General features: G+C 52.0%; 21 protein-coding genes, 1 tRNA gene and 1 riboswitch. Of the genes, 13 read left to right on the plus strand and 9 right to left on the minus strand.

Annotated features, from left to right (window positions below):
* Positions 1–374 precede the first annotated feature (374 nt).
* On the minus strand, positions 375–1,031 hold the full coding sequence (locus tag VMT71_08635; protein HVN24026.1) for a nuclease-related domain-containing protein: 657 nt from the start codon (positions 1,029–1,031) through the stop codon (positions 375–377).
* A 325-nt stretch (positions 1,032–1,356) separates the two neighbouring features.
* Positions 1,357–1,473: riboswitch (SAM-I-IV-variant riboswitch) on the plus strand.
* A gap of 74 nt (positions 1,474–1,547) precedes the next feature.
* Here VMT71_08635 and VMT71_08640 point away from each other — a divergent pair.
* A complete protein-coding gene (locus VMT71_08640; GenBank protein HVN24027.1) occupies positions 1,548–1,799 on the plus strand; it encodes a hypothetical protein in 252 nt (83 codons plus the stop codon).
* Positions 1,800–2,643: 844 nt separating this feature from the next.
* The gene (locus tag VMT71_08645) at positions 2,644–3,282 is read left to right on the plus strand and encodes a hypothetical protein (protein ID HVN24028.1); all 639 of its coding nucleotides are present in this window, start codon (positions 2,644–2,646) and stop codon (positions 3,280–3,282) included.
* 590 nt (positions 3,283–3,872) lie between these two features.
* Here VMT71_08645 and VMT71_08650 read toward each other — a convergent pair.
* Positions 3,873–3,968 (minus strand) — tRNA-Sec (locus VMT71_08650).
* A 126-nt stretch (positions 3,969–4,094) separates the two neighbouring features.
* On the opposite strand from VMT71_08650, the gene VMT71_08655 reads away from it, so the two are divergent.
* Together VMT71_08655 and VMT71_08660 are read left to right on the plus strand one after the other, a co-directional pair.
* Positions 4,095–4,664 (plus strand): C39 family peptidase, encoded by a 570-nt coding sequence (locus VMT71_08655; protein HVN24029.1) that lies wholly within the window; start codon positions 4,095–4,097, stop codon positions 4,662–4,664.
* 11 nt (positions 4,665–4,675) lie between these two features.
* On the plus strand, positions 4,676–5,107 hold the full coding sequence (locus VMT71_08660; protein HVN24030.1) for a tetratricopeptide repeat protein: 432 nt from the start codon (positions 4,676–4,678) through the stop codon (positions 5,105–5,107).
* A gap of 175 nt (positions 5,108–5,282) precedes the next feature.
* On the opposite strand, the gene VMT71_08665 is transcribed toward VMT71_08660, so the two are convergent.
* The 4 genes from VMT71_08665 to VMT71_08680 all read right to left on the minus strand — a co-directional run bounded on the left by VMT71_08665 (position 5,283) and on the right by VMT71_08680 (position 9,058).
* Positions 5,283–6,059, minus strand: coding sequence for an SAM-dependent chlorinase/fluorinase (locus tag VMT71_08665; GenBank protein ID HVN24031.1), 777 nt, complete (start codon positions 6,057–6,059; stop codon positions 5,283–5,285).
* Positions 6,034–7,092, minus strand: coding sequence for an S-methyl-5-thioribose-1-phosphate isomerase (mtnA, locus tag VMT71_08670; GenBank protein HVN24032.1), 1,059 nt, complete (start codon positions 7,090–7,092; stop codon positions 6,034–6,036). Before mtnA ends, VMT71_08665 begins: the two co-directional genes overlap by 26 nt.
* Positions 7,089–8,540 carry an Asp-tRNA(Asn)/Glu-tRNA(Gln) amidotransferase subunit GatB gene (gene gatB / locus VMT71_08675; protein ID HVN24033.1) on the minus strand — a complete coding sequence of 484 codons (1,452 nt, stop codon included), beginning with the start codon at positions 8,538–8,540 and terminating at the stop codon, positions 7,089–7,091. Before gatB ends, mtnA begins: the two co-directional genes overlap by 4 nt.
* 92 nt (positions 8,541–8,632) lie before the next feature.
* The gene (locus tag VMT71_08680) at positions 8,633–9,058 is read right to left on the minus strand and encodes a single-stranded DNA-binding protein (protein ID HVN24034.1); all 426 of its coding nucleotides are present in this window, start codon (positions 9,056–9,058) and stop codon (positions 8,633–8,635) included.
* Between the two features lie 123 nt (positions 9,059–9,181).
* On the opposite strand from VMT71_08680, the gene VMT71_08685 reads away from it, so the two are divergent.
* The 6 genes from VMT71_08685 to VMT71_08710 all read left to right on the plus strand — a co-directional run bounded on the left by VMT71_08685 (position 9,182) and on the right by VMT71_08710 (position 16,949).
* Positions 9,182–10,612, plus strand: a complete 1,431-nt coding sequence (locus tag VMT71_08685) for a transglutaminase-like domain-containing protein (GenBank protein HVN24035.1) — start codon at positions 9,182–9,184, stop codon at positions 10,610–10,612.
* Positions 10,609–11,331 carry an ABC transporter ATP-binding protein gene (locus VMT71_08690; GenBank protein ID HVN24036.1) on the plus strand — a complete coding sequence of 241 codons (723 nt, stop codon included), beginning with the start codon at positions 10,609–10,611 and terminating at the stop codon, positions 11,329–11,331. Before VMT71_08685 ends, VMT71_08690 begins: the two co-directional genes overlap by 4 nt.
* 35 nt (positions 11,332–11,366) lie before the next feature.
* Complete coding sequence (locus VMT71_08695; protein HVN24037.1) at positions 11,367–12,998, plus strand: hypothetical protein; 1,632 nt, start codon at positions 11,367–11,369, stop codon at positions 12,996–12,998.
* A gap of 129 nt (positions 12,999–13,127) precedes the next feature.
* A complete protein-coding gene (gene hflX / locus VMT71_08700) occupies positions 13,128–14,663 on the plus strand; it encodes a GTPase HflX (protein HVN24038.1) in 1,536 nt (511 codons plus the stop codon).
* Positions 14,664–14,776: 113 nt separating this feature from the next.
* Positions 14,777–15,613, plus strand: a complete 837-nt coding sequence (locus VMT71_08705) for a tetratricopeptide repeat protein (GenBank protein HVN24039.1) — start codon at positions 14,777–14,779, stop codon at positions 15,611–15,613.
* Positions 15,614–15,761: 148 nt separating this feature from the next.
* The gene (locus tag VMT71_08710) at positions 15,762–16,949 is read left to right on the plus strand and encodes a hypothetical protein (GenBank protein ID HVN24040.1); all 1,188 of its coding nucleotides are present in this window, start codon (positions 15,762–15,764) and stop codon (positions 16,947–16,949) included.
* Positions 16,950–17,259: 310 nt separating this feature from the next.
* On the opposite strand, the gene VMT71_08715 is transcribed toward VMT71_08710, so the two are convergent.
* From VMT71_08715 to rlmN, 3 genes are all read right to left on the minus strand, one after another.
* Entirely contained in the window at positions 17,260–17,766 is a 507-nt protein-coding gene (locus VMT71_08715) for a PaaI family thioesterase (GenBank protein ID HVN24041.1), read from the minus strand.
* A gap of 154 nt (positions 17,767–17,920) precedes the next feature.
* Complete coding sequence (locus VMT71_08720) at positions 17,921–18,406, minus strand: PaaI family thioesterase (protein ID HVN24042.1); 486 nt, start codon at positions 18,404–18,406, stop codon at positions 17,921–17,923.
* The gene (gene rlmN / locus VMT71_08725; GenBank protein ID HVN24043.1) at positions 18,403–19,449 is read right to left on the minus strand and encodes a 23S rRNA (adenine(2503)-C(2))-methyltransferase RlmN; all 1,047 of its coding nucleotides are present in this window, start codon (positions 19,447–19,449) and stop codon (positions 18,403–18,405) included. The genes VMT71_08720 and rlmN overlap by 4 nt, the downstream gene beginning before the upstream one ends.
* A 283-nt stretch (positions 19,450–19,732) precedes the next feature.
* On the opposite strand from rlmN, the gene VMT71_08730 reads away from it, so the two are divergent.
* Genes VMT71_08730 through der form a run of 3 tightly spaced genes read left to right on the plus strand, consistent with a single transcriptional unit; the run spans position 19,733 to position 22,770 of the window.
* Entirely contained in the window at positions 19,733–20,290 is a 558-nt protein-coding gene (locus tag VMT71_08730) for a CoA pyrophosphatase (protein HVN24044.1), read from the plus strand.
* A gap of 6 nt (positions 20,291–20,296) precedes the next feature.
* Positions 20,297–21,469, plus strand: a complete 1,173-nt coding sequence (locus VMT71_08735) for an MFS transporter (GenBank protein HVN24045.1) — start codon at positions 20,297–20,299, stop codon at positions 21,467–21,469.
* Entirely contained in the window at positions 21,466–22,770 is a 1,305-nt protein-coding gene (gene der, locus VMT71_08740) for a ribosome biogenesis GTPase Der (GenBank protein ID HVN24046.1), read from the plus strand. Before VMT71_08735 ends, der begins: the two co-directional genes overlap by 4 nt.
* Positions 22,771–22,780: the final 10 nt, after the last annotated feature.

The following is a 22,780-nucleotide window of genomic DNA, read 5'->3' on the forward strand; positions in this document are numbered from 1 at the left end:
AGGGATACTGATTCACATCTAGTGTTGTCATAGCTATTAGGCTTAAACCGAGATGGTAGACTTTTTGAGCCAGCATTGACAAGGGTTTTCACGCCCCCCAAAATGATGATCCGTAATACACCGGAATGAAAGTAGTTTTGAAGGACCATTTTTCTTGCTTTCAAAGCTTCATTGAAACATCTCGATTTTTGAATAGGTGCCGGAATCATTAGATATTGCAGGGATGTTACAGTGTGGGGCAAAATGGTCGCAAATGGAGCAATAACAAGGGCTTGGGGTTTCTATCGAGGAGTTATTCACCACCTTTTCCACATAAAATGTGGAAAACTCCGGACGAAGAATAGTGTAGGCTCCATACTATGGAGACGCATATGCTACTTAAGAGCCGAGGCTAAACGCTTCTCTAAAAGTTCTTTCCTTGTTTTGGCATAACGAACGTGCTGCTTACGGGCTTCCTTGCTCTGAATGTTCGCGCTTACGAGATGCTGACATATGTCTCGGATATCTCCTTGGGTCAATACGTCATCTTTGTTGCAGTTCAGAAGGTAGTCAACAAGCTCCCTTCGGTGGATGACGGGTGTCGTGGTATCTACCTTTTTAAACTCACATAAGTCGCCAAAGACAACTACTGACCAGTAGGGAAGATCGCCATAACGGGCAAGGGTGTTCCTCAGCGCTTGCACGTGTGCGCGATTCTGCCGGACAGGGTTATAAAACTTCGTTTTCTTGTTGCCCAGAACCTGCGTCCAATACTCTGATCTCTCGCTTCCGTAAATCCATCCATCGTAGGCTTTCGTCTCTATGACGAAGACGCCATGGCGTGAGATGACCACGTGATCTACCTGCGAGGTTCGTCCTTCATTTTGGAATAGCAGGTCGTGCATGACCACGTGGTCGTCAGGCAGTCCCTCCAGAGCTATTCCCGTTTTCTTTTCACCGATGAAGCCCTTCAACCGGGGCAAGGCAGCTTTGAGATACACCTTTCCAGCTACAATCAACAGTGCCAGCAACAAGAAAAGAAAGACCTTCATGGCCACTCTTACTTAGTTATCGGCCAAGAAGGGCAGAGGCCAAGAGGAGACTGTTAATGAGGTGTTGTTACTTGCGTTGCTGCGCTATATCACATCGTCCGATAGGTCATTAGCACTGGCTCTTCATGAACCTGTCAACGTATACTCTCTACCGTGTCAGACAGAAAACGTCAGCCTACCGTAAACCCTTTTGAAAGGAGAGACTATCTGGGCGTCGCTATATTCGTGTGATCGACCCATTCTCCTCCACCTTTAGGTACTGATATTGTACTATTTTTGTAATACACACTCATCTTGAGGTATGTCTATTAATTATGGTAAAAGATAAATACATCAGGAGCATCCACAAGGATCGGCAACCGAGCGGGAGAGACGCCACGGTGCTTAGAGTAGCAAGGCTACTCGATGTGCAGAGCAATAGCTCTGAAAAAGAGTCTCTTCCCACCTTTCATAACCATCCCTGATGCGGATGGTTTTTTTGTGGCCTCCTGAGAGCATACAACCGAGGAGGGGACTGTGATCTGGAAAAATAGAGTTGTAGCAAAGCACCTCTTTACGGAAGAGGAGGACTACGACAGCGTTCAAAAGTCGATGAATGACATTGCTGACGTGCTGGAGAAGGAGCCGTGCTTCAGCGGATTCGAGATTATAATCAATTTCAGAAAGCTGCCGAAGGGTAATGGCGTGCTCAAGGTGGTCGATTACGCGAACGCACTGATTGATGAAATGTACGACTTTGCGGATCAGAACGCGATCTGGATTGAATAACGGCTACCTTACACCGACCATATCGACAAGAGCGATGGGCTTCATGGCAGTCTCACTTATTATTTCCAACTGCTGTTTTATGAAGCCTTAGCTTCTTCTGAGCTTCGTGCATCTTCCTGCGAGAAAGCCGAGTACGCCCCTGCTCTCTGCAGTACTCACATAGCATGCTCTCGTCGAGGAGATCGACGAAGGTGAGCTTGCCACAATGAGAACACTTCGCAAAGTAAACAACTTTGGCTGGCTCTTCCATAGAGGAAACCCGTCCTTTAGCAGTGGTAACAAAATCAATTGTGGTGGGAACGGCAGATGGTATCAAACGCTGTTCCTGCTGTCAACTGTTTTATGAGTGGAACAGCAATGAAGAATCAGGGGCGCATGTGGGGGCGAGCACGCTGGCGAGGGCTTGTCGGCAGAATACGGAGCTTATACGCTGCGGTAAACTTCCGGCGCACGGTCTTCTCCGGTACCCTCCGGATTAGGGACTGCCTTGGGGTGTGTCATCACTGAATTCTTCTCTTCCATGATCATTTTCTCCTTCCCGCCCTCAGAGTTTAAACTATTGGGTGGGAAGTGTCTCACTTATATTGGCACAGAGGGGAGGAGAACCCCGTGCCTGCGGTGCCGGTAAAGAACTGCAGTTAAGAATAGACAGGTAGCTAACAAAGCCTCCGGCAAAATCACCAGTCGGCTGATCGAATCCTTTGGCAGGGTGGAGGCCACGACTATGAGACCGGACGAAAAAATCGTTGCGAAGAACCAAAACGGCAGATTCAGCGCAGTTTTCTACACTTTGCCGGAAAGTACATCTTGACAACAAAGGCGGAGTCAGGTAACGTTGAACTAAATGGACATGCCCCTTGATTACCCGGTCCTTACAATCGAGATTCAAAATATACAACCGATAGAGCTTACTGATTTAACGAACAGTCTTTTGAGTTTTGCTGACGAATACAAGCGTTTCATAAACCAACAAGACACGCCTCAAACGGACCTACCACAGGAAATCAAACTTTACATAAAAGAGATCAGAAGCGGTAGTATCGTCGCCGATCTTGTTGCATTTGCACCCGGCATGATTCCCTTTCTCGAACATTCCAAAAGCGTGATTGAATATGCCCGATACATTAAAGTCATCTGCGATTATCTTCTTGGAAAAGTTTCTGAGAAGCCCATGCTGCACAAAAAGGATTATGAAAATATATCTAATTTCTTGGAGCCTATTGCTAAAGATAGTGCTTCTCAGTTAAATTGCCACACAACCATTAACGGCAATGTTACTGTCCTCCTGACACTCTCCTCGCTTGAAGCAAACGCGACACAAAATAGGGCTAATAAAGAAATCAGCCTTTTGAGGGAACCGTCAACCGGAATAAGAGAAAAGGTCTTGCTGTATTGGTATCAAGCCAGAAATGATCCGAAAAGCAACGGAGGTGACAAAGCTATAATAGAGAGCATTCAGCAGTCCCGCAAAGGTTGTTTTTAGTAACGATGCTATCAAGGCACAGATGCTTTACGGAGAGAATCCTTTCAAATCCGCATACATAGTCGATGTAGAAGTGGAAACAATTCAGAACAAGCCGGTTGTATATAAGATACTCAATTTCTATGAAAGAATCGATCGCTCGCCAACCGGATCGCCGGAAAAGCTCACTGAGAATAGGTAATACATCAGCCTGCGCGAAGGTTTGATTTTGACGAATAGATATGACTCGCAGGCTACTTTGCACAATCATGGAAAGGAGGGAGTGTGCAACAATTCGGAACCCTAAAGAAGCTGAACATTCGGGATATATGGAAGAACGAAGCGACCGAATTCACCGTCTGGCTGTGCGATAACTTATCCGCCCTCAGCACTGCTCTAGAAATGGAGTTGGAGTTGGAGAAGAAGAAAACGTCGATCACAGACGAGACCTCGATGAACCTTTTCGATCTTTCAAGACGCAAGCCAAGGTTCGGTTATCCACATCCTAATTTTCAGAAACAAGCACAATCCAAGCACAATTTGACGTTTTAGGGCAAAACAGTGTACTTGCTTATGAACACTTATGAAGCGTAACTTATTGAAATTACTATTGGCGGAAGTGCATGGGAATCGAACCCACCTACCAGTTTTTGGCCGGTACACTGGATTTGAAGTCCAGGAGGCCCACCAGGCGCCTTGGCACTTCCACTTATTAATCTAGTATAAAGCATGCGTCTTTGCAAACCGATGCAAAATTGGCATGCTCATCCTGAAGGCTTTCCTGATTTGGTTTTTGCAAATGACGAGTCCCGCGACTATAATGATCCTGAGCTATGATCCTTGCGAGCAGAGTGAATCGTCTGGCCGGGTGTGGCATGATAGCATGCTTGTGTGTGCTGCTTCTCTCTGCCGGATGCGCGAGAACCGCCCGCGTTCCTGACGGGGCGGTGACAGTTATCCAGGTGCCCTTCTTTGCGCAGGAGGAGTTCCAGTGCGGTCCTGCGGCTCTTGCAACGGTGATCGATTACTGGCATACGAAAACGGGAAGCGGAAAGAACCTGACCCCCGAAGAGATCGCTTCGGATATCTACAGTCCCTCTGCACGGGGCGTGCTCGGCATGGACATGGAGCGGTACGCCCGTAAACAGGGCTTTCGGGCAGAGCATGTTGCGGGTTCCATTGATAAACTGAAAGAGAACATTGATGCAGGCATCCCATCGATCGTTCTGGTCGATTACGGGATACTCGTCTACCAGCGCAACCATTTCATGGTGGTCAAAGGCTATTTGTCCGATGGCGTTCTGGTCAACTCGGGCCGGGAAGAGGGCAAGTTTATCGGGAACCAGGAACTTCTCAGCGTATGGAAGAAAACCGCATATTGGATGCTTCTCGTAAAGCCCTGAGCATACTGCTCTTGGCGCTTACACTTTGCGCTCTCTCCTGCACTCTGCCCAGGGTAGCCATTCTGCACGATCCTCTCACGCCCGAAGAGCACGTCAATCTTGGTGTCGCCTACGAAAGAAAGGGTGAACTGGATGCGGCGCTGGAGCAGTATGAGGCTGCTTCCAAAAAGTTACCCGTTGCCTACCTGTACATGGGAAATGTTTACTTTCAAAAAAACGACACAAAGGAGGCAGAGAAGGCCTACCGGAATGCCATACAGAAGACGAGAGACGCGCGGGCTTATAACAATCTCGCCTGGCTCTACTACACGCGGGACGAACATCTGGAGGAAGCGGAGAAGCTGGCGCGAAAGGCAGTGGAACTGAATCCCGATGCAGACGATTTCAGGGATACGCTGCAGAAGATAATTGAAAAACGTTCTTCACGCGGCGAGAGGAAATAGTATCCTGCAGCACCGATTGTATTCAAGATGCATACCGTTGCCACCCGCGAAACATAATAGGTACCGCGCGGGTGCCCGGCTAAAACAGTTGGGTGCACGGAGGCGTACCTCGCGGTACGTCGAGTAAGAACAGGCCGAAGGGCAACGAAGGCAGGCGCTTGAAGACAATCGGTGTTCAGCGGCGCAGCAGGGTGACGCTTATTCTGTCACCTTTGTTGATTGCTCTTTCCTGCGCCAGATTTCCTTTGAAGAGACCGAATTCCAGGTTTCCGGAGCTTCCTACGACACAGGTGACGGGACTCTCGTAATAGCTTCTGGAGAGCTTCTTAAAACGCATGTCGCGCAGCGAGATCTGAAAACGGCGCCCCCTGATAAACTTGTTGAATGCTTCAACCGTGATGTTTGAAAGCGCGTTGCCGAATCGGTCAAATCGCACTACCTTTCCGGTCAGAGTGCGTCCCTTGACCGTGGGCTCCCAGCCTGATAGAAGAACAGGATCGTCCAGGTTCCTTCCTAGTACCGCGGGATCAAGCCCTAAAGAGAGGTGGGCTGCGACCGGTGCAAAAATGTCGCGGCCGTGGAAGGTGCCCGATACTTCCCTGCGCATGTACTTCTTGTTTGTGATCTGGTAAACAGGGCTGTTTTTGTCGATTACCGGGCTGAACATACCGTTATCCGGACCGACGAAAAAGTGACCGTCATGCTCCAGCGCTACAGCACGCCTGTTACTTCCCACGGTCGGGTCCACCACGCACACGTGCACTGAGCCTTTGCTGAAGAAAGGATAGGATTCCCTTATCAGGAAAGAGCCTTCTGTCACATCCTGCGGTTCGATCTCGTGGGTTATGTCGACAATGTGGGCGTCAGGATTTATGGAAAGAATAACCCCTTTCATAACCCCGACGTAAGGATCCTTCACACCGAAATCAGTGAGCAGCGTTATGACTTTCACGTTTACCGGTAAAAAGCAGCTTGATGTATTTGCGGAACGGTTTCTCCAGGATGCCGTTTTCGGTGATGATGTAGGTGATGAATCGGGCGGGGGTGATGTCGAAGCCGTAATAGCAGCCCTTAATCTGTTTGAGCGTTAGCTGGCGCCCCAGAAGGCAGGTTACCTCCTTACCCGACCTCTCCTCTATCGTGATCTGTCCACCGCTTTGGACGGTCCGGTCGAAGGTAGAAAGTGGTGCCGCAACATAAAAGGGGATAGCATGTTCGCGCGCCGCGAGCGCTATCATGTAGGTCCCCACCTTGTTAGCCACGTCACCGTTGCCTGCTATCCTGTCGGCCCCGACGATAACCTTGTTCACCACGTTTCGCGCACAAAGCAAGCCCACGTGGTTGTCGGGCACGATCTCCACGTCGATCCCCTCTTCGTGTAGCTCCCAGGCGGTAAGTCTGGCGCCCTGCAGGTAGGGTCTTGTCTCCGTTGCTATCACGCGGATACGTTTGCCGGCTTCATGCGCGGCCCGAATCACTCCCAGGGCTGTTCCGTAACCGCCCGTGGCCAGAGCGCCCGCATTGCAATGCGTCAATATGAGATCTCCATCATCGATAAGCTCTGCACCGTAGCGGCCAAGCTTCCGGTTATTGTCAATGTCTTCCGCGTGGATTGCCGTAGCGGCGTGCAGCAGATAATCGGAAAGGTCATTCGAGTTGCGGTACTGGCGATACGTGCTGAGCATTCTGTCGAGCGCCCACGTCAGATTAACTGCGGTTGGGCGCGTAGCCTTGAGGGCCTGGTAGACAGCGTTCACGTCCGCATCGGTGATCCGCTTTCGCCTGTGCAGGATGTCGCGGAACCCCAGATACACTCCATACGCAGCCACAATGCCTATGAGAGGCGCCCCCCTGATAGTCATGTTCTTGATGGCCTTCGTTATATCCTGAAGAGTCCTGCACTTCACGTAGGATTTCTTGAAGGGCAGATGGCGCTGGTCGAGAAGATAAAGCTGGCTCCCTTTCCAGATGATATGGTCTATCATGAGCTTTTCAATCTCCTCAACAGGAGTTCGTTGAGCAGCTTCGGATTCGCCTTGCCCTTCGTCTCTTTCATCACCTGCCCAACGAAGAACCCAAGAAGCTTTTCCTTGCCGGCCTTGAATTCTGCCACCTCCTTGGGAGATTGCGCCAGCACTTTATCGATCGTGGCTTCGAGCGCCGATGCATCCGATATTTGTATGAGCCCTTTTTCCTCGATATACTTCTTGGGGGACGCGCCCTGCTTGTAAATGTCAGGAAAGATCTCCTTGCCCATCTTCCCGCTGATGACGCCGTCTTTTATGAGCTGAAGAAGCTCACCGAGCTGCGTCGGCCTGAAAGGCGCGTCCTTGGCGGAGGTGCCTCCTTCATTCAATTCTCGCAACAGCTCGCTCATGATCCAGTTGCTCACCGTCTTTGCCTCCGGAAAGAAGCCGACCGCTTCCTCGAAGTACGCGGCGAGGGTCTTTTCTCCAGCAAGAATTTCGACATCATACCGCGGGAGTCCATACTGCCGCATGAATCGTTCCATTTTTTCTGCGGGAAGCTCGGGGAGTTCACCCCGCATGCTCTCTACCCAACCCTCGTCGACCATCAACGGCACGAGGTCGGGATCGGGAAAATATCTGTAATCATGCGCCTCCTCTTTTCCGCGCATGGAATAAGTGACTTCTTCCGACGTGTTGAAAAGACGGGTTTCCTGTACTACCTGTCCGCCGCTTTCCAGCAACTCTATCTGGCGGGTTATTTCGTACTCGAGGGCTCTTTCTATAGAGCGGAAGGAGTTGAGGTTCTTCAGCTCAGCCCTGGTGCCGAACGCCTGGTCTCCTTTCTTGCGAACCGAGACGTTGGCATCGCAGCGGAAGCTTCCTTCCTCCATGTTGCCATCGCAAATCTCCAGGTAGACAAGTATGTCGCGCAGCATCCTGAGGTAGAGCACGGCCTCTTCAGGCGTGCGCATATCGGGTTCACTGACGATCTCCAGAAGAGGAACGCTCGATCTGTTGAAATCGACCATGCTGTAGCTGCTTGTCTCGATAGTCGATTCGTGCACAAGTTTGCCGGCGTCTTCCTCCATGTGGATCCTCTTTATGCGGATCCTCTTCTTGTCGCCGTTTTCGAGGAGATCGAGGTAGCCGTCCGTGCAAATGGGCTCTTCGTACTGGGAGATCTGATACCCCTTGGGCAGGTCCGGATAGAAGTAATTTTTCCTGGCGAAGATACTTTTGCGATTGATGGTGCAATGCGTTGCCAGCCCTGCCTTGATGGCGAAATCGACCACCTTCTTGTTCAGGACCGGAAGAGCGCCGGGCAGCCCCATGCAGGTAGGACAGGTGTGACTGTTGGGCTCACTCCCGAACTCTGCGGAGCTGCCGCAGAAGATCTTGCTCTTCGTGAGGAGGTGCGCATGCACCTCGAGACCAATAACGCCTTCATAAGCACGATTGTCCATGATAAAGTCCCTTCAACAGAAAATGAACAGTGAAAAGTGAGCAGTAAGCAGCTAACGCACTCTGGACTGCTCACCGCTCACTGAAAACTGTATCAAAGCGGTATGTCGTCATCCTTTTCAGGCGGAAAATCTATATCTGTGGGTTCAGAAAAATCAGCCCCTTTTCGGTCATCAGGACTGCTGCCACCGCCCTGTCCCAGCATCTTCATTGCAGATGCCACAATCTCGTACGTTCTTCTCTTCACACCGTCCCGGCCCTCAAATTCGCGGCTCTGAATACTCCCTTCGATATAAACAAGTCTGCCTTTCTTCAGATATTCGCCCGCCACCTCGCCAAGCTTTCTCCAGGCTACGATGCGATGCCATTCCGTTTTTTCGTTCTTTGTCCCGTCTTTGTTCTTCCTTGTTTCCGTTGTTGCCATCGTGAACGTCGCAACAGGGGTGCCGTCCGCCGTATAGCGAACTTCGGGATCTCTGCCGAGTCTGCCAATGAGGATTACCTTGTTAACGTACGACATGTGCTACCCCCTCTATAGTCGGGATGTATGACGGCCTATACTATACCACAGCTAAGGGAATTTTCCCTGTTTGACTCCGGGCACGATTCTTGTAAGAATTAATCTTCACGGTCCAAGGCTGAATTGACGAAGAAAGTATTCATCAGCATTCTGGTTCTCTGCACGTTCGCCGTATTCCTTACGCTCAAATTGAGGGATTTGCATCAACCACCAAAGGACAGGCTGGAGCTGTCCGCCAGGTACATGGCGCAGAGCGGGTCCCAGGAGACCACGTACGGCGTCTATGTCAGGAATCTCAGGGTGGGGCATCTGAAGCGTATCATACTGCCGGCACAAAACGGCTATAAAATTCTCGAAGAAGCACGGATGAACATAAAGTTTCTTGACGAGAAAAGCGAACTCTCCATGAAACTGTTCGGAGATGTGGATGATCAGTTTCGTATTCGGACCTTTCTCTTCCAGATCAATTCAGGGAAAGACGTGATTGATATCAAAGGGGAACTGCAGAACGGCGAAGTGGTGGTCAGCATGAATGCAAGCGGCCGCTCAAATATCTATCGCCTCCCCATGAAAGAACCGCCCATCCTAGTCTCCGCTGTCATTCCGTACCTGGTGAAAACGGGTTTCAGCGAAGAAACCAGGAAAGCCGTCAGCATTCCCATCTTTGATCCTTCTACGCTTGCCAGCTACGATGCAACCATCGATCTTCTTGGCTGGGAGAAGGTGAATGTGGCTGACGAATCAATCAGGGCCTTCCATGTAAAGACGGTATTCAAGGGCCTGGAACTCCACGGCTGGGTGGATGAGGGAGGCTCTGTGATCAAAGAGGTGAGCCCCCTTGGACTGACTATTCAAAAAGAGAGAGGGGGTAAACAGGAGACTGACTTTTTCGATGCCCGCCTCTTCTCGTCGGTGGAAACTACTGGAACGATCCGGGATCCCCGGCGCACAGTTTATCTCGCTGCAAAAGTAGACGCCAAAGAGACGCTCAAGAAAGTAATCGGGCGCTACTACAATCTTAAAGGCGATTTACTGGCGATAGATGCGGGGAAGGCCTTGATGCTCGATCTTGACCCGTCCCGATACCTTTCCCCGTCTGCGTTCGTCAACAGTGACGACAACGAAATAAGAGCAGCAGCACGTTCGATAGTGCAGCAGGGGCAGACGCAAAAGGAGAAGGTGCAGGCGATTGAGGAATGGGTCTACAAGACGGTGAAGAAGGTCCCCACTTTTTCCCTGCCCACGGCCAAGGATGTTTTCGCGAAGAGAGCAGGAGACTGTAATGAGCACGCGGTCCTCTTTGCGTCGTTGGCGAGGGCGTCGGGCGTGCCCTGTGCGATTGCTTCGGGGATGGTCTATGCGTCCGGAGGCTTCTACTACCACGCATGGAATCTGGTTAATATTGACGGCGCATGGATGCCTGTCGACAGCACCTTCGGACAATTCCCGGCGGACGCCACGCATATCGTGCTCGCGGTTGGAGATATTTCGGACGCTATAGAGATCATGCAGTTCCTGACCAACATCAGGATGCAGGTGGTGGAAGCCCGATGATAGCGCTGAAGAACGTGAGCAAAAGGTATGGTGATGTACTGGCGCTTGACCGGATAAACCTTGAGGTGGCAGGAGGAGAAATCTACGGGCTGATCGGACCGAACGGAGCAGGCAAAACTACGACCATAAAGCTGCTCGTCGGCCTTCTCAAGCCTTCCAGCGGGCAGGTTCTCGTTAACAACGTTGACGTGCAGCAAGAGGCTCTGACTGCAAAAAAGGTGCTTGGTTACATACCCGACGAGCCATTCCTTTACGGAAGGTTGACGCCCCTCGAACTGATGGATTTCAAGGGAAGCCTTCACGGCATGGCTCGTGGCGATCTGGAGCGCCGGAAGGAAGAGCTCCTCAAGCTGGTGGGTCTCGCGGATCACCGTCACGACTTGATCGAGAGCTTTTCACTGGGCATGAGACAACGCCTTGCAATCTCTGTCGCCCTCCTTCCCGATCCCTCTGTCATCGTGGTTGATGAGCCGCTGGTGGGCCTTGATCCTGCGGGTATGCGACGGGTCAAAGAGATTTTTGTCGATCTTGCACGACAGGGCAGGACGCTCTTCATATCGACGCATATGCTCCACGTCGTCGAAGAGATTGCCGACCGGGTGGGTGTGCTCAACAGGGGCGTTCTCGTCGCAGAAGGCCCCCTCGATGCGCTCAAAACTGCGCAGGACGAACGACTGGAATCAGTCTTCTTCCGTCTTTTTTCGGAAGAGATACGATGAGCCATTTCCTATCATATTTCCGGTTCAGGTTGCGCATGGTACGACACGGACTCGCAATCCGCCGGAGTGAGTTCATCAAAAGCCTCTTTCTGCCGGCTTTTTTCCTTGTTGTCGGGTCCTGTATGTTTGTCTTTCTCTTCAAGGCGTTCCGTTTCTTTCAGTCTTTCGATCTTGTAGGCGAGATCCTCATTGGAAAACTGCTGGCGCTCATATTTTTTATCTTTTTTTTATTCCTCGTATTGAGCAACATCAACGGCGTCATCAAATGGTTTCTCACACAGGAGGATCTTTCCTTTCTCCTTACAAATCCTGTGTCCACGTCCACGCTCTTCTGGACGCGTTCCGTCGAGGCTCTCCTGGAATCGTCCTGGGCATTTCTCCTTTTCTCAATACCGGTACTTATGGCCTACTACACCGCTCTTTTCACGTTCAAGCCGTCCTTTCTCCTCTCCATCCTTCTTCTACTGCCCTACGCTCTTATCCCGTACGGCGTAGCCTTCCTTATCGTTATCGTGCTGGCGCGCTTCCTTTCTCCGCGTCTGATCAAGAGAGCCTTTTCATTGCTCTTCGTGCTGCTCTCCGCTGCCCTCGTAATCCTGTTCCGCGCGATGGAGATCGAGAAGCTGGCCAGGCCCGAGAGCTTTGCCTACGTCTACGATTACGTGCGTTACCTGTCAATACCCGCTCATCCCTTGCTGCCGACCCACCTGTTTCTCAAGGTGGTGGTGTTCCTCGCGAAGGGAGGCGAGCCAAATGTTCTCATCGACCTGGGTCTTTATCTCTCTTACGCCGGGGCGGTGCTGACGCTTGCCTACTGGACATCAGAAGCCTTCTACCTCAGGTCCTACATGAACGCGCTTGTGTCTTCACGCACGGCAAAGGGCGATCCGCTGGGATCGGCCTTGAAGTTCATACCCGAACGCTCGCGATTCCTGGTGCTCAAAGAAGCGAAAAACCTTAAACGCGACCCTAAGGAATGGTCGCAGGTGCTGCTTGTATTTGCCCTGATCTTTGTCTACGTCTATAACTTCAAATCCTTCCCGCGCGACAGAACCGCCCTGCCCGGTGTGTTCCTGGAAAGCCTCCTTGCCTTTCTCAATATGGGGCTTCTTACGTTCGTGGTCGGAGCCATATCAGTGCGTTTTGCCTACCCATCCTTCCAGCTGGAGGGCAGGCCTTTCTGGCTCGTATTGACCGCGCCGGTTGATGTGAAACAGATTTATTACGGCAAACTCACCTTCTATGTTGTAATCAGCCTCGTGCTGGCACTGACGCTCAACTGCCTGTCAAACCATTTTATCGCATCGCCTTCATTTCTCTACTATCTTTCCTTCGGCTACATCATTCTTGCGGCGCTTGTCTGCCCGGTAATGGCTTTCTACTTCGGAACCAGGAACATTAACTTGCGGGAGGCTCCCAATCCGTACGGAGGCTTGGGCGGCTTGCTTACGATGCTTTCCATCTTATCATTTACGTTGTGCACGCTGGCTCTCCTCGGCTGGTCCTCATATGCTATTCTCGTACAGAGCACAGCCGGTCTGAGAATAGCCACCGAACTGCTCGTGAGATTCGGTGCGACCTGTGGTATGGTCTTGGTAGGCAGCTTTGTTTTTATGCATGCGATGAGAGTGAAAACGGTCAAGCAATTAAAGCGGATAGAGCTTTAGGAGGGCGCGCCTATAGAGCTCTACGGAAATCTTCAGGGACTCGGTCATCTCGCCAGGCGAAGGCTGCTTAATCTCTATCGCAGACGGGTTGAACCTTCGGAGATAATCTCTTTCGACAAGGCCCGCACAATGTTCCAGATCTCGCGCGAGATATCGCGTCAGGTCGGGCTTCTCATCAACAGAAGGGGGGTTGTGGACGCGGTAATCGTTGGGGGGAAGGAGCGCATCGAAATCCCTCCGCTTTCCACGGACAGAACGGGAAGGGCCCGATTCAGGGGCATCCGCTTTATCCATACGCACCTTGGAGGCGAGCTCCTTTCAAGGGAAGATTTGACCGATCTTGCACTGCTGCAGCTTGATCTGGTCGCCTGCATCGCGCAGACGAGAGGTGAATCAATAGAAACGATCCATATCGGTTATCTCGTGCCTGAGAATAGAAAGGGGCAGGCATGGGACTTCATCGGTCCGCTTCCGGCCGATGAGCTGGAGGTCAATTTTACTGAGTTCATCACTGAGCTGGAGAACGAATTCTTAAGAGAGAGAGGAAGATACTACGCAACAAAGGGTGGCGAAGAGAGAACCATTCTTGTCGTAGTGGCCGCGCCGGGAAGACATAAGAATGTTGAAGAACGGATTCTGGAGTTGAAGGACCTTGCCCGTTCTGCAGGTCTTTCGGTAATCGACGTGGCGGTACAGCGACCGAAAGAGCTCGACCCGAAGCACCTCATCGGCAAAGGAAAGATGGAAGAGCTTGTTATCAAGGGTCAGCAGCTCGGCGCGGACGTTCTCATTTTTGACGAAGAGCTCTCTCCCAGCCAGCTGCGCAGCGTTTCAGAACTGACAGAGCTGAAGGTGCTCGACAGGAATCAGCTCATACTCGATATCTTTGCAGCAAGGGCCCGTACAAGCGAAGCAAAGATCCAGGTTGAACTGGCGCAGCTGAAATATATTCTTCCCCGCCTCGGGGAGAAAGAGACGGCCCTGTCGAGGCTCACGGGCGGCATCGGCGGACGTGGTCCCGGAGAAACCAAGCTCGAGGTGAACCGGCGTCGGACACGGGAGAGAATCGCTTCGCTGGAGAAGAAACTCGGGGAAATCAGAGGAGTGCGCCAGCGCAAGCGAGAGCGAAGAAAACGCAGCGAGATCCCGGTCGTCTCCATCGTGGGGTACACAAACTCAGGCAAGTCAACCCTGCTTAATCTGCTTACTAAAAGCAGGGTGGAGGTTGAGGACAAGCCCTTCAGCACGTTAACGCCTACGAGCCGGCTCATCAAATACCCGCACCCGAAGAACATCATCGTGACCGACACGGTTGGGTTCATAGAGGATCTGCCCAAGGTGCTGCTGCGTGCTTTTGTCGCGACCCTCGAAGAGCTGGACGATGCCACGCTTCTCTTACACCTGGTCGATATCAGCTCTCCCGATGTTGAGGAGCGGATCAATACCGTTGACCGGATACTTGCCGGGCTCAACTTGTCTGATAAAAGGAAGCTGCTTGTCTTTAACAAGATAGATAAGGTGGAGGATTCTTTTACCCGGATGATGGAAGTGCGCTACGGCGCTGCTTCCGTATCCAGTCTGACCGGCGAAGGCATCGATCAGCTCCTCCGCGCAATTGAAATGGAAGTCGACACGAGCTTATTCGCCCACAATGTGGTCCGGTAACGGTTTATACGCATACCCTGGTTACACTTCTCTTTTCTTTACAGCAGCTCTGTCATATTCTATTAACAAATAGTTCGTAGATCAGACGGAGTTGCTGGAACGAACACGTATCGATGACAGATTTATATGACCAGAATGAAATAGCGCGGCTTGTGGGAATCTCGGAGAGCCAAATTCGTTATTGGGATGCATCCGGCATTATCCCGCATTCGGACAAGCAGAAAGGGCTGCTCTATTTTGACTTCAAGGGGCTCGTCGCTTTTCGCACGGCAAAGGAATTGATTGACAGAGGCGTCTCTTTGCGGATGATAAAGAGCTGTATCGGGAAACTGAAAAAGATCATACCTGAGGTGGAACAACCCCTGTCAGAAGTGCGCGTCACTATCCATGACAAGCAGATCGTCTTCAGCAAGGACAATCTTACCTTTACTCCTGACGGCCAGCTTCTCATAGACTTCAATGTGGGGGCGCGGCAGAAATCAGATCTCACGGCAGATTCCAGCGAGGAGCTTTTCTTTCAGGCGCTCGAGTGCGAGAGTGATAATCTATGGGAAGAAGCTGTAAAGAAATACGAGGCGATTCTGAGGACCCATCCGGACCACGTTGACGCTATGGTTAACCTGGGAAACGCATTACTGGAACTCGGCTCACCTGAACAAGCAGAGCACTATTACAGGGAAGCTCTCGCGCAGGACCCTGACCACGTTGAGGCAAACTACAATCTCGCCAGCCTCTTCGAGGAGCGGGGCGAGTTCGGCAACGCCCTTCTTTTTTTCCGCAAGGCACTGCAGGAAGACCCGGAGTTTGCAGACGCACATTTCAGTCTGGCGCTAGTTCTCGACGCCCTCGATAAAAGGCAGGCCGCGCGCGAGCACTGGCTGTGCTACCTTGAACTCGAGCCGCACGGCGAGTGGTCCGCGAAAGCGCGGCAGCGCCTGGCCGAGGAATAGTACCTGGGCGTGCAGCTTGTTAGTTTGCCGGACCTGCAAGCTTAACGCAAACACATTTGAGCATCGAGCTCCGATAGAGACAAGGGCCAAAAAACTAATTCCCGGTTGCAGCGGAACGTGGTAGTATTCTGGAACAGGATCCCGTCTCGTGTATCTGACATCGTTCGTACACCGGGAAGAGCTTTTTGATATCACGGAAAGATGGCTTTGCAATCGGCTGGAGCCGACTGATGGGCTGCGGCTCACGCAGATACTGATTTGCGACGGGTTTGTGCTTGGTGAAACGCTCGATACAGTCACACGCCTGCTGCTTTCCAAAATTCACATAAACGATTACGCCACCAACAGCATTAATTTCAAGGGTGAACTGCGGGAATTCATCTGTAACAACGCCTCGGTTACGACCTCCCGCGTTGACGCGCTGCTGAAAGAATATAGAAACAACCCGGAATTTTTTTACGTGGAAGCCCCTATCAACGGAAGCACGTGTGTTGACAGAGAGGGCAACCTCGTAGGAATTCACCGGATCAAGCGACCGCGCAGAATTGCCGAAAAGGCCAACCGCTACATCGCCAATTGGATATTCCGGATGGTCCAGGAAAGGGCGCAGCGTATGGCCGAGGAGAGGGCGCAGAGACTCGGTATTCCCCTGCATTTTCTTTTGACTCCTGAGGAGGAGATGGAGCGTGAATTCGTGCTCGCCGAAGAGACCATCGCTCAGGGGTTCAAAGAGGGGCGTGTGAGGCTTGACAGGGCTGCGCTTACCATACCGGACGTGGGCGGCATAAAGATCATTGCAGGCGATGAAGACTTGTCCAGGCTGGAAGAATTCCTGCAGAGCGATCCGACCTTCGCTATTGTCGAGCAGGAAAAACATGAGGGAGACTACAGGGCCAGGAAATGGATAATTGACGTTCCCTGGGACGGGGAGGCTGTCCGCCGGCGGTACATGGAGGATCGAGCCTGGGACAGGTACCTTGACCGGGGAATAGCCGAGAATGAACTGCACAAGGGGATAGGGCGGCTTCTTGACCGAACAGAGCCAAGAATAAGTATTGAGCTGATACTTTCCACATTCCCTGATTTCGTAGAGTCAGAACTGGGCAAGAGCATCCATGAAGAGCGGATTGTAGCGCAGAGGAACACCAAGGTCTACAAAGGGTATATTCCCATGAATGTTGAATTCCTGATCGAGTATCTTTTTGGTGTCGGATTAAGTCCCCGGACACGCATTGACAAGCTGCCCGTGAAGATCTGGGGACGCTATCTGCCTGACACGATCAGCTACCACATAAGGCAGCTGTACGGCCAGCCCGAGCACGACGCGCTTTACTAGCACCGATTCGCCTTCAAGCGTATACCTTCGTTGCCCTTCGGCCTGTTCTTACTCGACGTAGCGCCAGCTACGCCTCCGTAGTCCAGGCCTCGCTGCCGCCCGGGGTACCCGGCCGAAGGCGGGGTCGTCCGTCTTGAATCCAAATCGTTATAGTCCAGCCCTGAAAAAGAAGAATTGACCCAGAGGTAACCACAAAGAGGAGATCCACATGAGAAAGCCATTATTGCAGGCATTTCAGAAAAGCCACATCAAGCTTCGGCAAATCTGATTGAGATTTACTAATTGGGCAAAGCCGGACCTTGAGTGAAGCTCAACCTTCTTTATCTTTTCCCTGTGCGGACAATGCGCTGAGAAGCTTATCTCTCATTTCATGTGACGTGTGGCTGAAGTCCAGCTTGGCAGCGAGTTCGCCGGGCGTGGTATGTTTCGCAGTCCTGAAGAGAGCGTTTGCTCGGGTGACGGTTTTCCCCTCGCCATCCTCAATCACTCCCGAGATATACATGTTCCCGTGGCGCTGCTGCAGGAGCTTCGCCGTTACTTTGTAAGGGGCGCCGCAGCGAACAGGCATCAGGAATTCGGTCTCCATTTTGCGGGTCACGGTGATCTTGCCGGTCAGGACAAAAATTGTCCACCACATCACTTCATCGAGAATCCCGCTTACAATGCCGCCGTGTGCGAGGTTATCGTATCCTTGGAACTTGGGATCGAGCGCAAAGTCTGAAAAGATAGTCCCATCCTTAACCTGAATGCGCATCTTGAGCCCGTCTCCATGCGGTCCGCAGAAAAAACAATCGGTGTAGCTAGGTAAAAGATTCACGCAGTGCCTCCGTATTAGTACAAAGTGAGCAGTGAGCGGTAAAAACAAGACGGAGCGAGTGAACAGGTAGCAAACGACAAGGCTTTGCTATGACTGCATTACGTACTCTTTTATTGCCTGTCTATAACTGCTCACTGCTCACTGCTTACCGTTCTCACGGTACCAGCGAATAGAAAAACTCCTCTATCTCCTTGGAGCTCTGGCTGAAATCGAAGGAGTTGACGAACTCTGCGATGTCGAGCCCCCTGGCTTCCCTGAAGACTGCGTTCACCTGCGCGTATCGCTCACCTTGAGCATCCTGGACCCAGGCGGATACGAGCACATCCTTCTCTTCAAGCCCCAGCATCCTGGCTTCGGCGTGGTACATGGTGTCGCAGAGCACAGGCTTCAGGAATTCCATTTCTGTTTTTCGCGTCATGCAAATTTTCCGGGTGTTCAGAAGAATTGTGTACCACATGACCACATCCATGATCCCGAAAACCATGCCGCCGTGCACAACCCCTTTGTAACCCTCGAACCTGCTGTCCACGAGCATGTTCGCATAAACGATACCGTTTTCATACAGCATGCTCAGGCCCATGCCGTCAGGACGTTCCTTGCTCAGGAAGAATGAATTCGCGTATACAGGCAAGACACTCATTGTTTTTCCTCCAGGTACTTCATTCCTAATTGACCGCATCCGCCGCCTATGTCCCTGGCGTGCGACTCCCGCACAAGCGTGGTGAAGTTCTCTTTGAGGAGGATGCTGTGAAATTGGTTTACCGCTTCTTCATCCGGTGCCAGGAACTTCGTATAAGGAGACCCATTGTACGGTATGAGATTGATCTTGCATCGTACACCGGCAAGAAGTTTTGCAAGCGCGCGCGCATCCTCCGCCGAATCGTTGACACCCTTAATCATGACATACTCAAAGGTCACCCGCTGCCTTCCCAGGTTTTTCAAGTTCCTGACATACGCGACAATATCCCGCAGAGGGTATATCCTGTTGATCGGCATCAACTCGCTTCTGGCAGCCTCAGTGGCTGCGTTGAGTGAGATGGCGATCTGTGCCTTCTTTGGCCCGATCGAACCGAGTCCTTCCAGAAGGCCTACTGTTGACACGGTGACCCTGCGATAGGAAAAATCAAGCCCGACCGGGTCTTGTATGATGTCGAGTGCAGTCATGAGATTCTCGAGATTGTCCAGCGGCTCTCCCATGCCCATAAAAACTATATTGGTGATCCGCCTGTTGCCCACATACCTCTTGACGGCCATTAATTGTCCTATGATCTCAGCAGCAGAGAGGTCCCGTACGAAGCCTATCTGGCCGGTGACACAGAATTGGCAGGCCATCTTGCATCCTATCTGCGTCGAAATACAGAGCGTGTTCCGTCCCTTCTCAGGCATGAGGACTGTTTCCACAACATGACCGGTATCGAGCAGAAGGCCGAATTTGATCGACCCATCCTCAGAGTGGACTATTTCTGTGACGTCGGGAAGCACGAAAGAGAACTCCTCGGTGAGCGCCGCACGCAAGGCTTTCGGCAGGTTCTCCATCGAGTGGAAATCAAGGACACCGCGCTTGTAGACCCACTGGAAGAGTTGTTTTGCCCTGTAGCTCTTTACCCCGAGTTTCTCAATGATCGTCTGAAGCTCTGTAAGTGTGTGGTTGAAAAAATTGTCCACGCTATTAATGGGGCTCACGTCGCCCCCTCCACCGGCGAAGCCGTCGAAGCCTCCCCCTCTCGCGAGCCGTGCTCGCTAGATAGATTTCCGCGAACTACGGTCTTGGGGTGTTGAATAGGTTGCGGACTTGCCCGCGGAAATCCTTTAAACCAGTCTGGGTTGCCGGGAGTATCGGTCTACAACCGCAGTTGTACAACCGGGCGCTTCGATAGGATAAGTTACCAAAAAGGCACATCTTTTTCAACGGCGCCCTGCCGCCCTCGCTGTTGATTTGTGCAAGCCGGAGTTGCTACAATAGCGGATGTTGCTTTCGCGAATCAGAGAAAAGGTGGGTCAGTATAATGCCCGCCGACTTGAGTGCAGTACTGAGATCAGAGCTTCTGTCGTGCTTCCTCTCTTCGAAAAGGAAGGGGATCTTCATATCCTTCTCACCAAGAGAACAGACAGAGTAAAAGCACATCCGGGCGAGATATCTTTTCCTGGAGGCACGTACGAGAGGACGGACCTCGATACCAGGAAGACCGCCCTGCGCGAATGTTACGAAGAGGTAGGCGTCAATGCAGAGGACGTGGAAATAGTGGGAAGGCTGGATGATCTCACGACGTTCACGGGTTTTGTCATCACGCCTTACGTGGGCATTATCCCGTATCCCTACTCCTTCACGATCAACAGGAAAGAGGTGGCCTACCTTATCTACCTGCCGTTCGAGCACCTCACCAGGAGCGATCTTGTGCAGGAACAGATCGACTACCGAGGACGAAGGGAAACGATAGATGCCATCTACTACAACGGAGAACGCATCTGGGGTGCCACGTGCAGAATGCTTTTCAAGCTGAAGCGAATCGTCCAGGGCCAGTAGAATTCCATGTCGGGTAGATTCAACCTGAAGATCCTCCTCCTGCTCTCGGCAGGCCATTGCGTGGTCGATATTTATCAGGGGGCTCTCCCTGCCGTCTTGCCCTTTCTCAAGGAGGCACTGGGCCTCAATTACACCGTGGCGGGCGTTATCCTGATAATGGCAAACATAACGTCATCGATTCTTCAGCCTGTCTTCGGGTATGTGTCCGACAAAAAAGAGAAACCCTTACTATTGCCTGTCGGCGTTCTCGGTGCGGGTGTCGGGTTCGCATTGCTTTCTCTCCCGTCGACCCTTCTTCCCGTGCTGATGCTTGTGATGTTGAGCGGCCTGGGGATTGCGGCGTATCATCCGGAAGGTTACAAAACGGCTTATTTTCATACGGGACCCCGGGCGGCAACAGGCATGTCGGTTTTCTCCGTGGGCGGAAATGCGGGCATGGCCCTTGGCCCGATCATTGCGATCCCGGTCGTCAGTTATTTCGGTTTCGGCGCATTGCCCGTGGTGATGCTCCCGGCTCTGCTCTTCGCAGCAGTTATCACATACTTGCGAAAAGAGATAACCATCCCGGAGCATCTGCAGCATGAGAAGGAGGGGCGCGACGGCAAACCGGGAAAGGCAGCATATCTTTCCCTGGCCCTGGTGGTTTCCGTAGTAGTAATGCGATCATGGATGCAGATGGGGCTACTGAGCTATATCCCCTTCTACTACATTAATCACCTCAAGGGTGACGCGGTCTATGCAGGACAGCTGATAAGTATCTTTTTGCTGGGCGGTGCTGTCGGAACTCTTGCGGGGGCGCCCCTGGCAGACCGGTGGGGCTACAGGTTCTTCATTTGCCTGAGCATGGCCGTAGCAGCCCTGACATTTCCTCTGATATTTCTCTTCGAGAGATTTCCTCTGCTTCTGTCATTGACACTCTTCTGGCTTGGCATGATTCTCGTGTCGACCTTCTCAGTGACCGTTGTCATGTCGCAAAGACTGCTCCCCAAAAGTCTGGGGATCGCCTCAGGCCTGACCACGGGATTTGCGATCGGTGCCGGCGGCATCGGCGTCACGCTGCTCGGCATCGTGGCTGACCGCTACGGTGTGCCCTTTGCCTTGAAGTCCATATTCATATTTCCTGTGGTCGGATTCCTACTGGCATTGATACTAAAGAACCCTGTACGGGGAAAAGCATGAAGCCTATCGTCAGCATAGTCGGCAGACCAAACGTCGGCAAGTCAACGCTCTTCAACAGGATGCTGGGCTATCATAAAGCTATAACTGAAGACATTCCTGGCGTCACGAGGGATCGCAACTACGGGGAATTTGATTATGCCGGCAAGAGTTTTATTCTGGTCGACACGGGCGGTTTCGAACTGAAGAAGAACGAGGAGATCGCCTCTCTGGTGAAGGAGCACATCCATGCGGCCATGGAGGAATCCTCGATGATCATCTTCCTGATGGACGGTAAGGACGGGTTGCTGCCCGAGGACCAGGAGATCGCATCGATCCTGAGGCGCTACAAGAAGCCTGTCTTTTACGCGGTGAACAAGTTGGAGTCACCCAAGCGCGAAGCAGCTGTTTCCGAGTTCTATGCTCTTGGCGTGGATAAGATTTATGCGCTCAGCGCAGCGCACGGCATGGGTCTTGGAGACCTGCTGGATGACCTCGCGTCACGCGTTGAGCCGGAGCCGGAGGAGAAAGTTGAACAGGGGCTCAGGATAGCGCTTGTGGGCCGGCCGAATACGGGTAAGTCTTCCATTGTCAATCGGCTGCTCGGCTCGGAACGTATGATTGTGAGCGATCAGCCCGGTACGACGCGGGATGCGGTCGATTCCGCGTTCCTTTTCCAGGAAAAGAGGTTCGTCATTATTGACACCGCAGGCATTCGAAGAAAAAGCCGCATCTCACTGCGGGTTGAAGAATACTCTGTTGCGAGCGCAATCAGGAGTGTAGAGCGGGCAGGCGTTGTAAATCTGGTCATCGATGCACGGGAAGGCGTTGCCCATCAGGATGCAGCTATAGCGCACCTTGTCGCGGAAAAGGGGAAAGGCATTGCCATAGTGGTTAATAAGTGGGATCTGGTCGAAGAGGGTACGGCTGAGGCGGAGTATCTTGAAATGGTTCGGGAAAAGCTTCCTCATGTCAATTTTGCTCCTGTCGTGTTCGTCTCCGCGCTGACCGGAAGGAACATTACAAAGATACTCCAGACGGACCTGCAGATTGCGAAAGAGCTCGAGCGGAAAATTGCGACAGCCAAATTGAACAAGACATTCGAAGCTTATTTTCAGCGCCTGAGCCTTCCCCATTCCGGAAGAAAGCAGCTCAAGATTTTCTATGTCAACCAGGCACGGACATCGCCGCCGACCTTTATTCTTTTTGCCAATTTTCCGGATTCCATACCGGAGCACTATAAGCGCTATATCGAGAACTCTCTGAGAGCTACCTTCGGCTTCAAAGGAGCTCCAATCAGGCTTTTCTTCAGGAAACGTTCGTAAGGTAGGGGGC

The sequence above is a fragment of the Syntrophorhabdales bacterium genome (genome assembly GCA_035541455.1).
Lineage (GTDB): Bacteria > Desulfobacterota > Syntrophorhabdia > Syntrophorhabdales > WCHB1-27 > JADGQN01.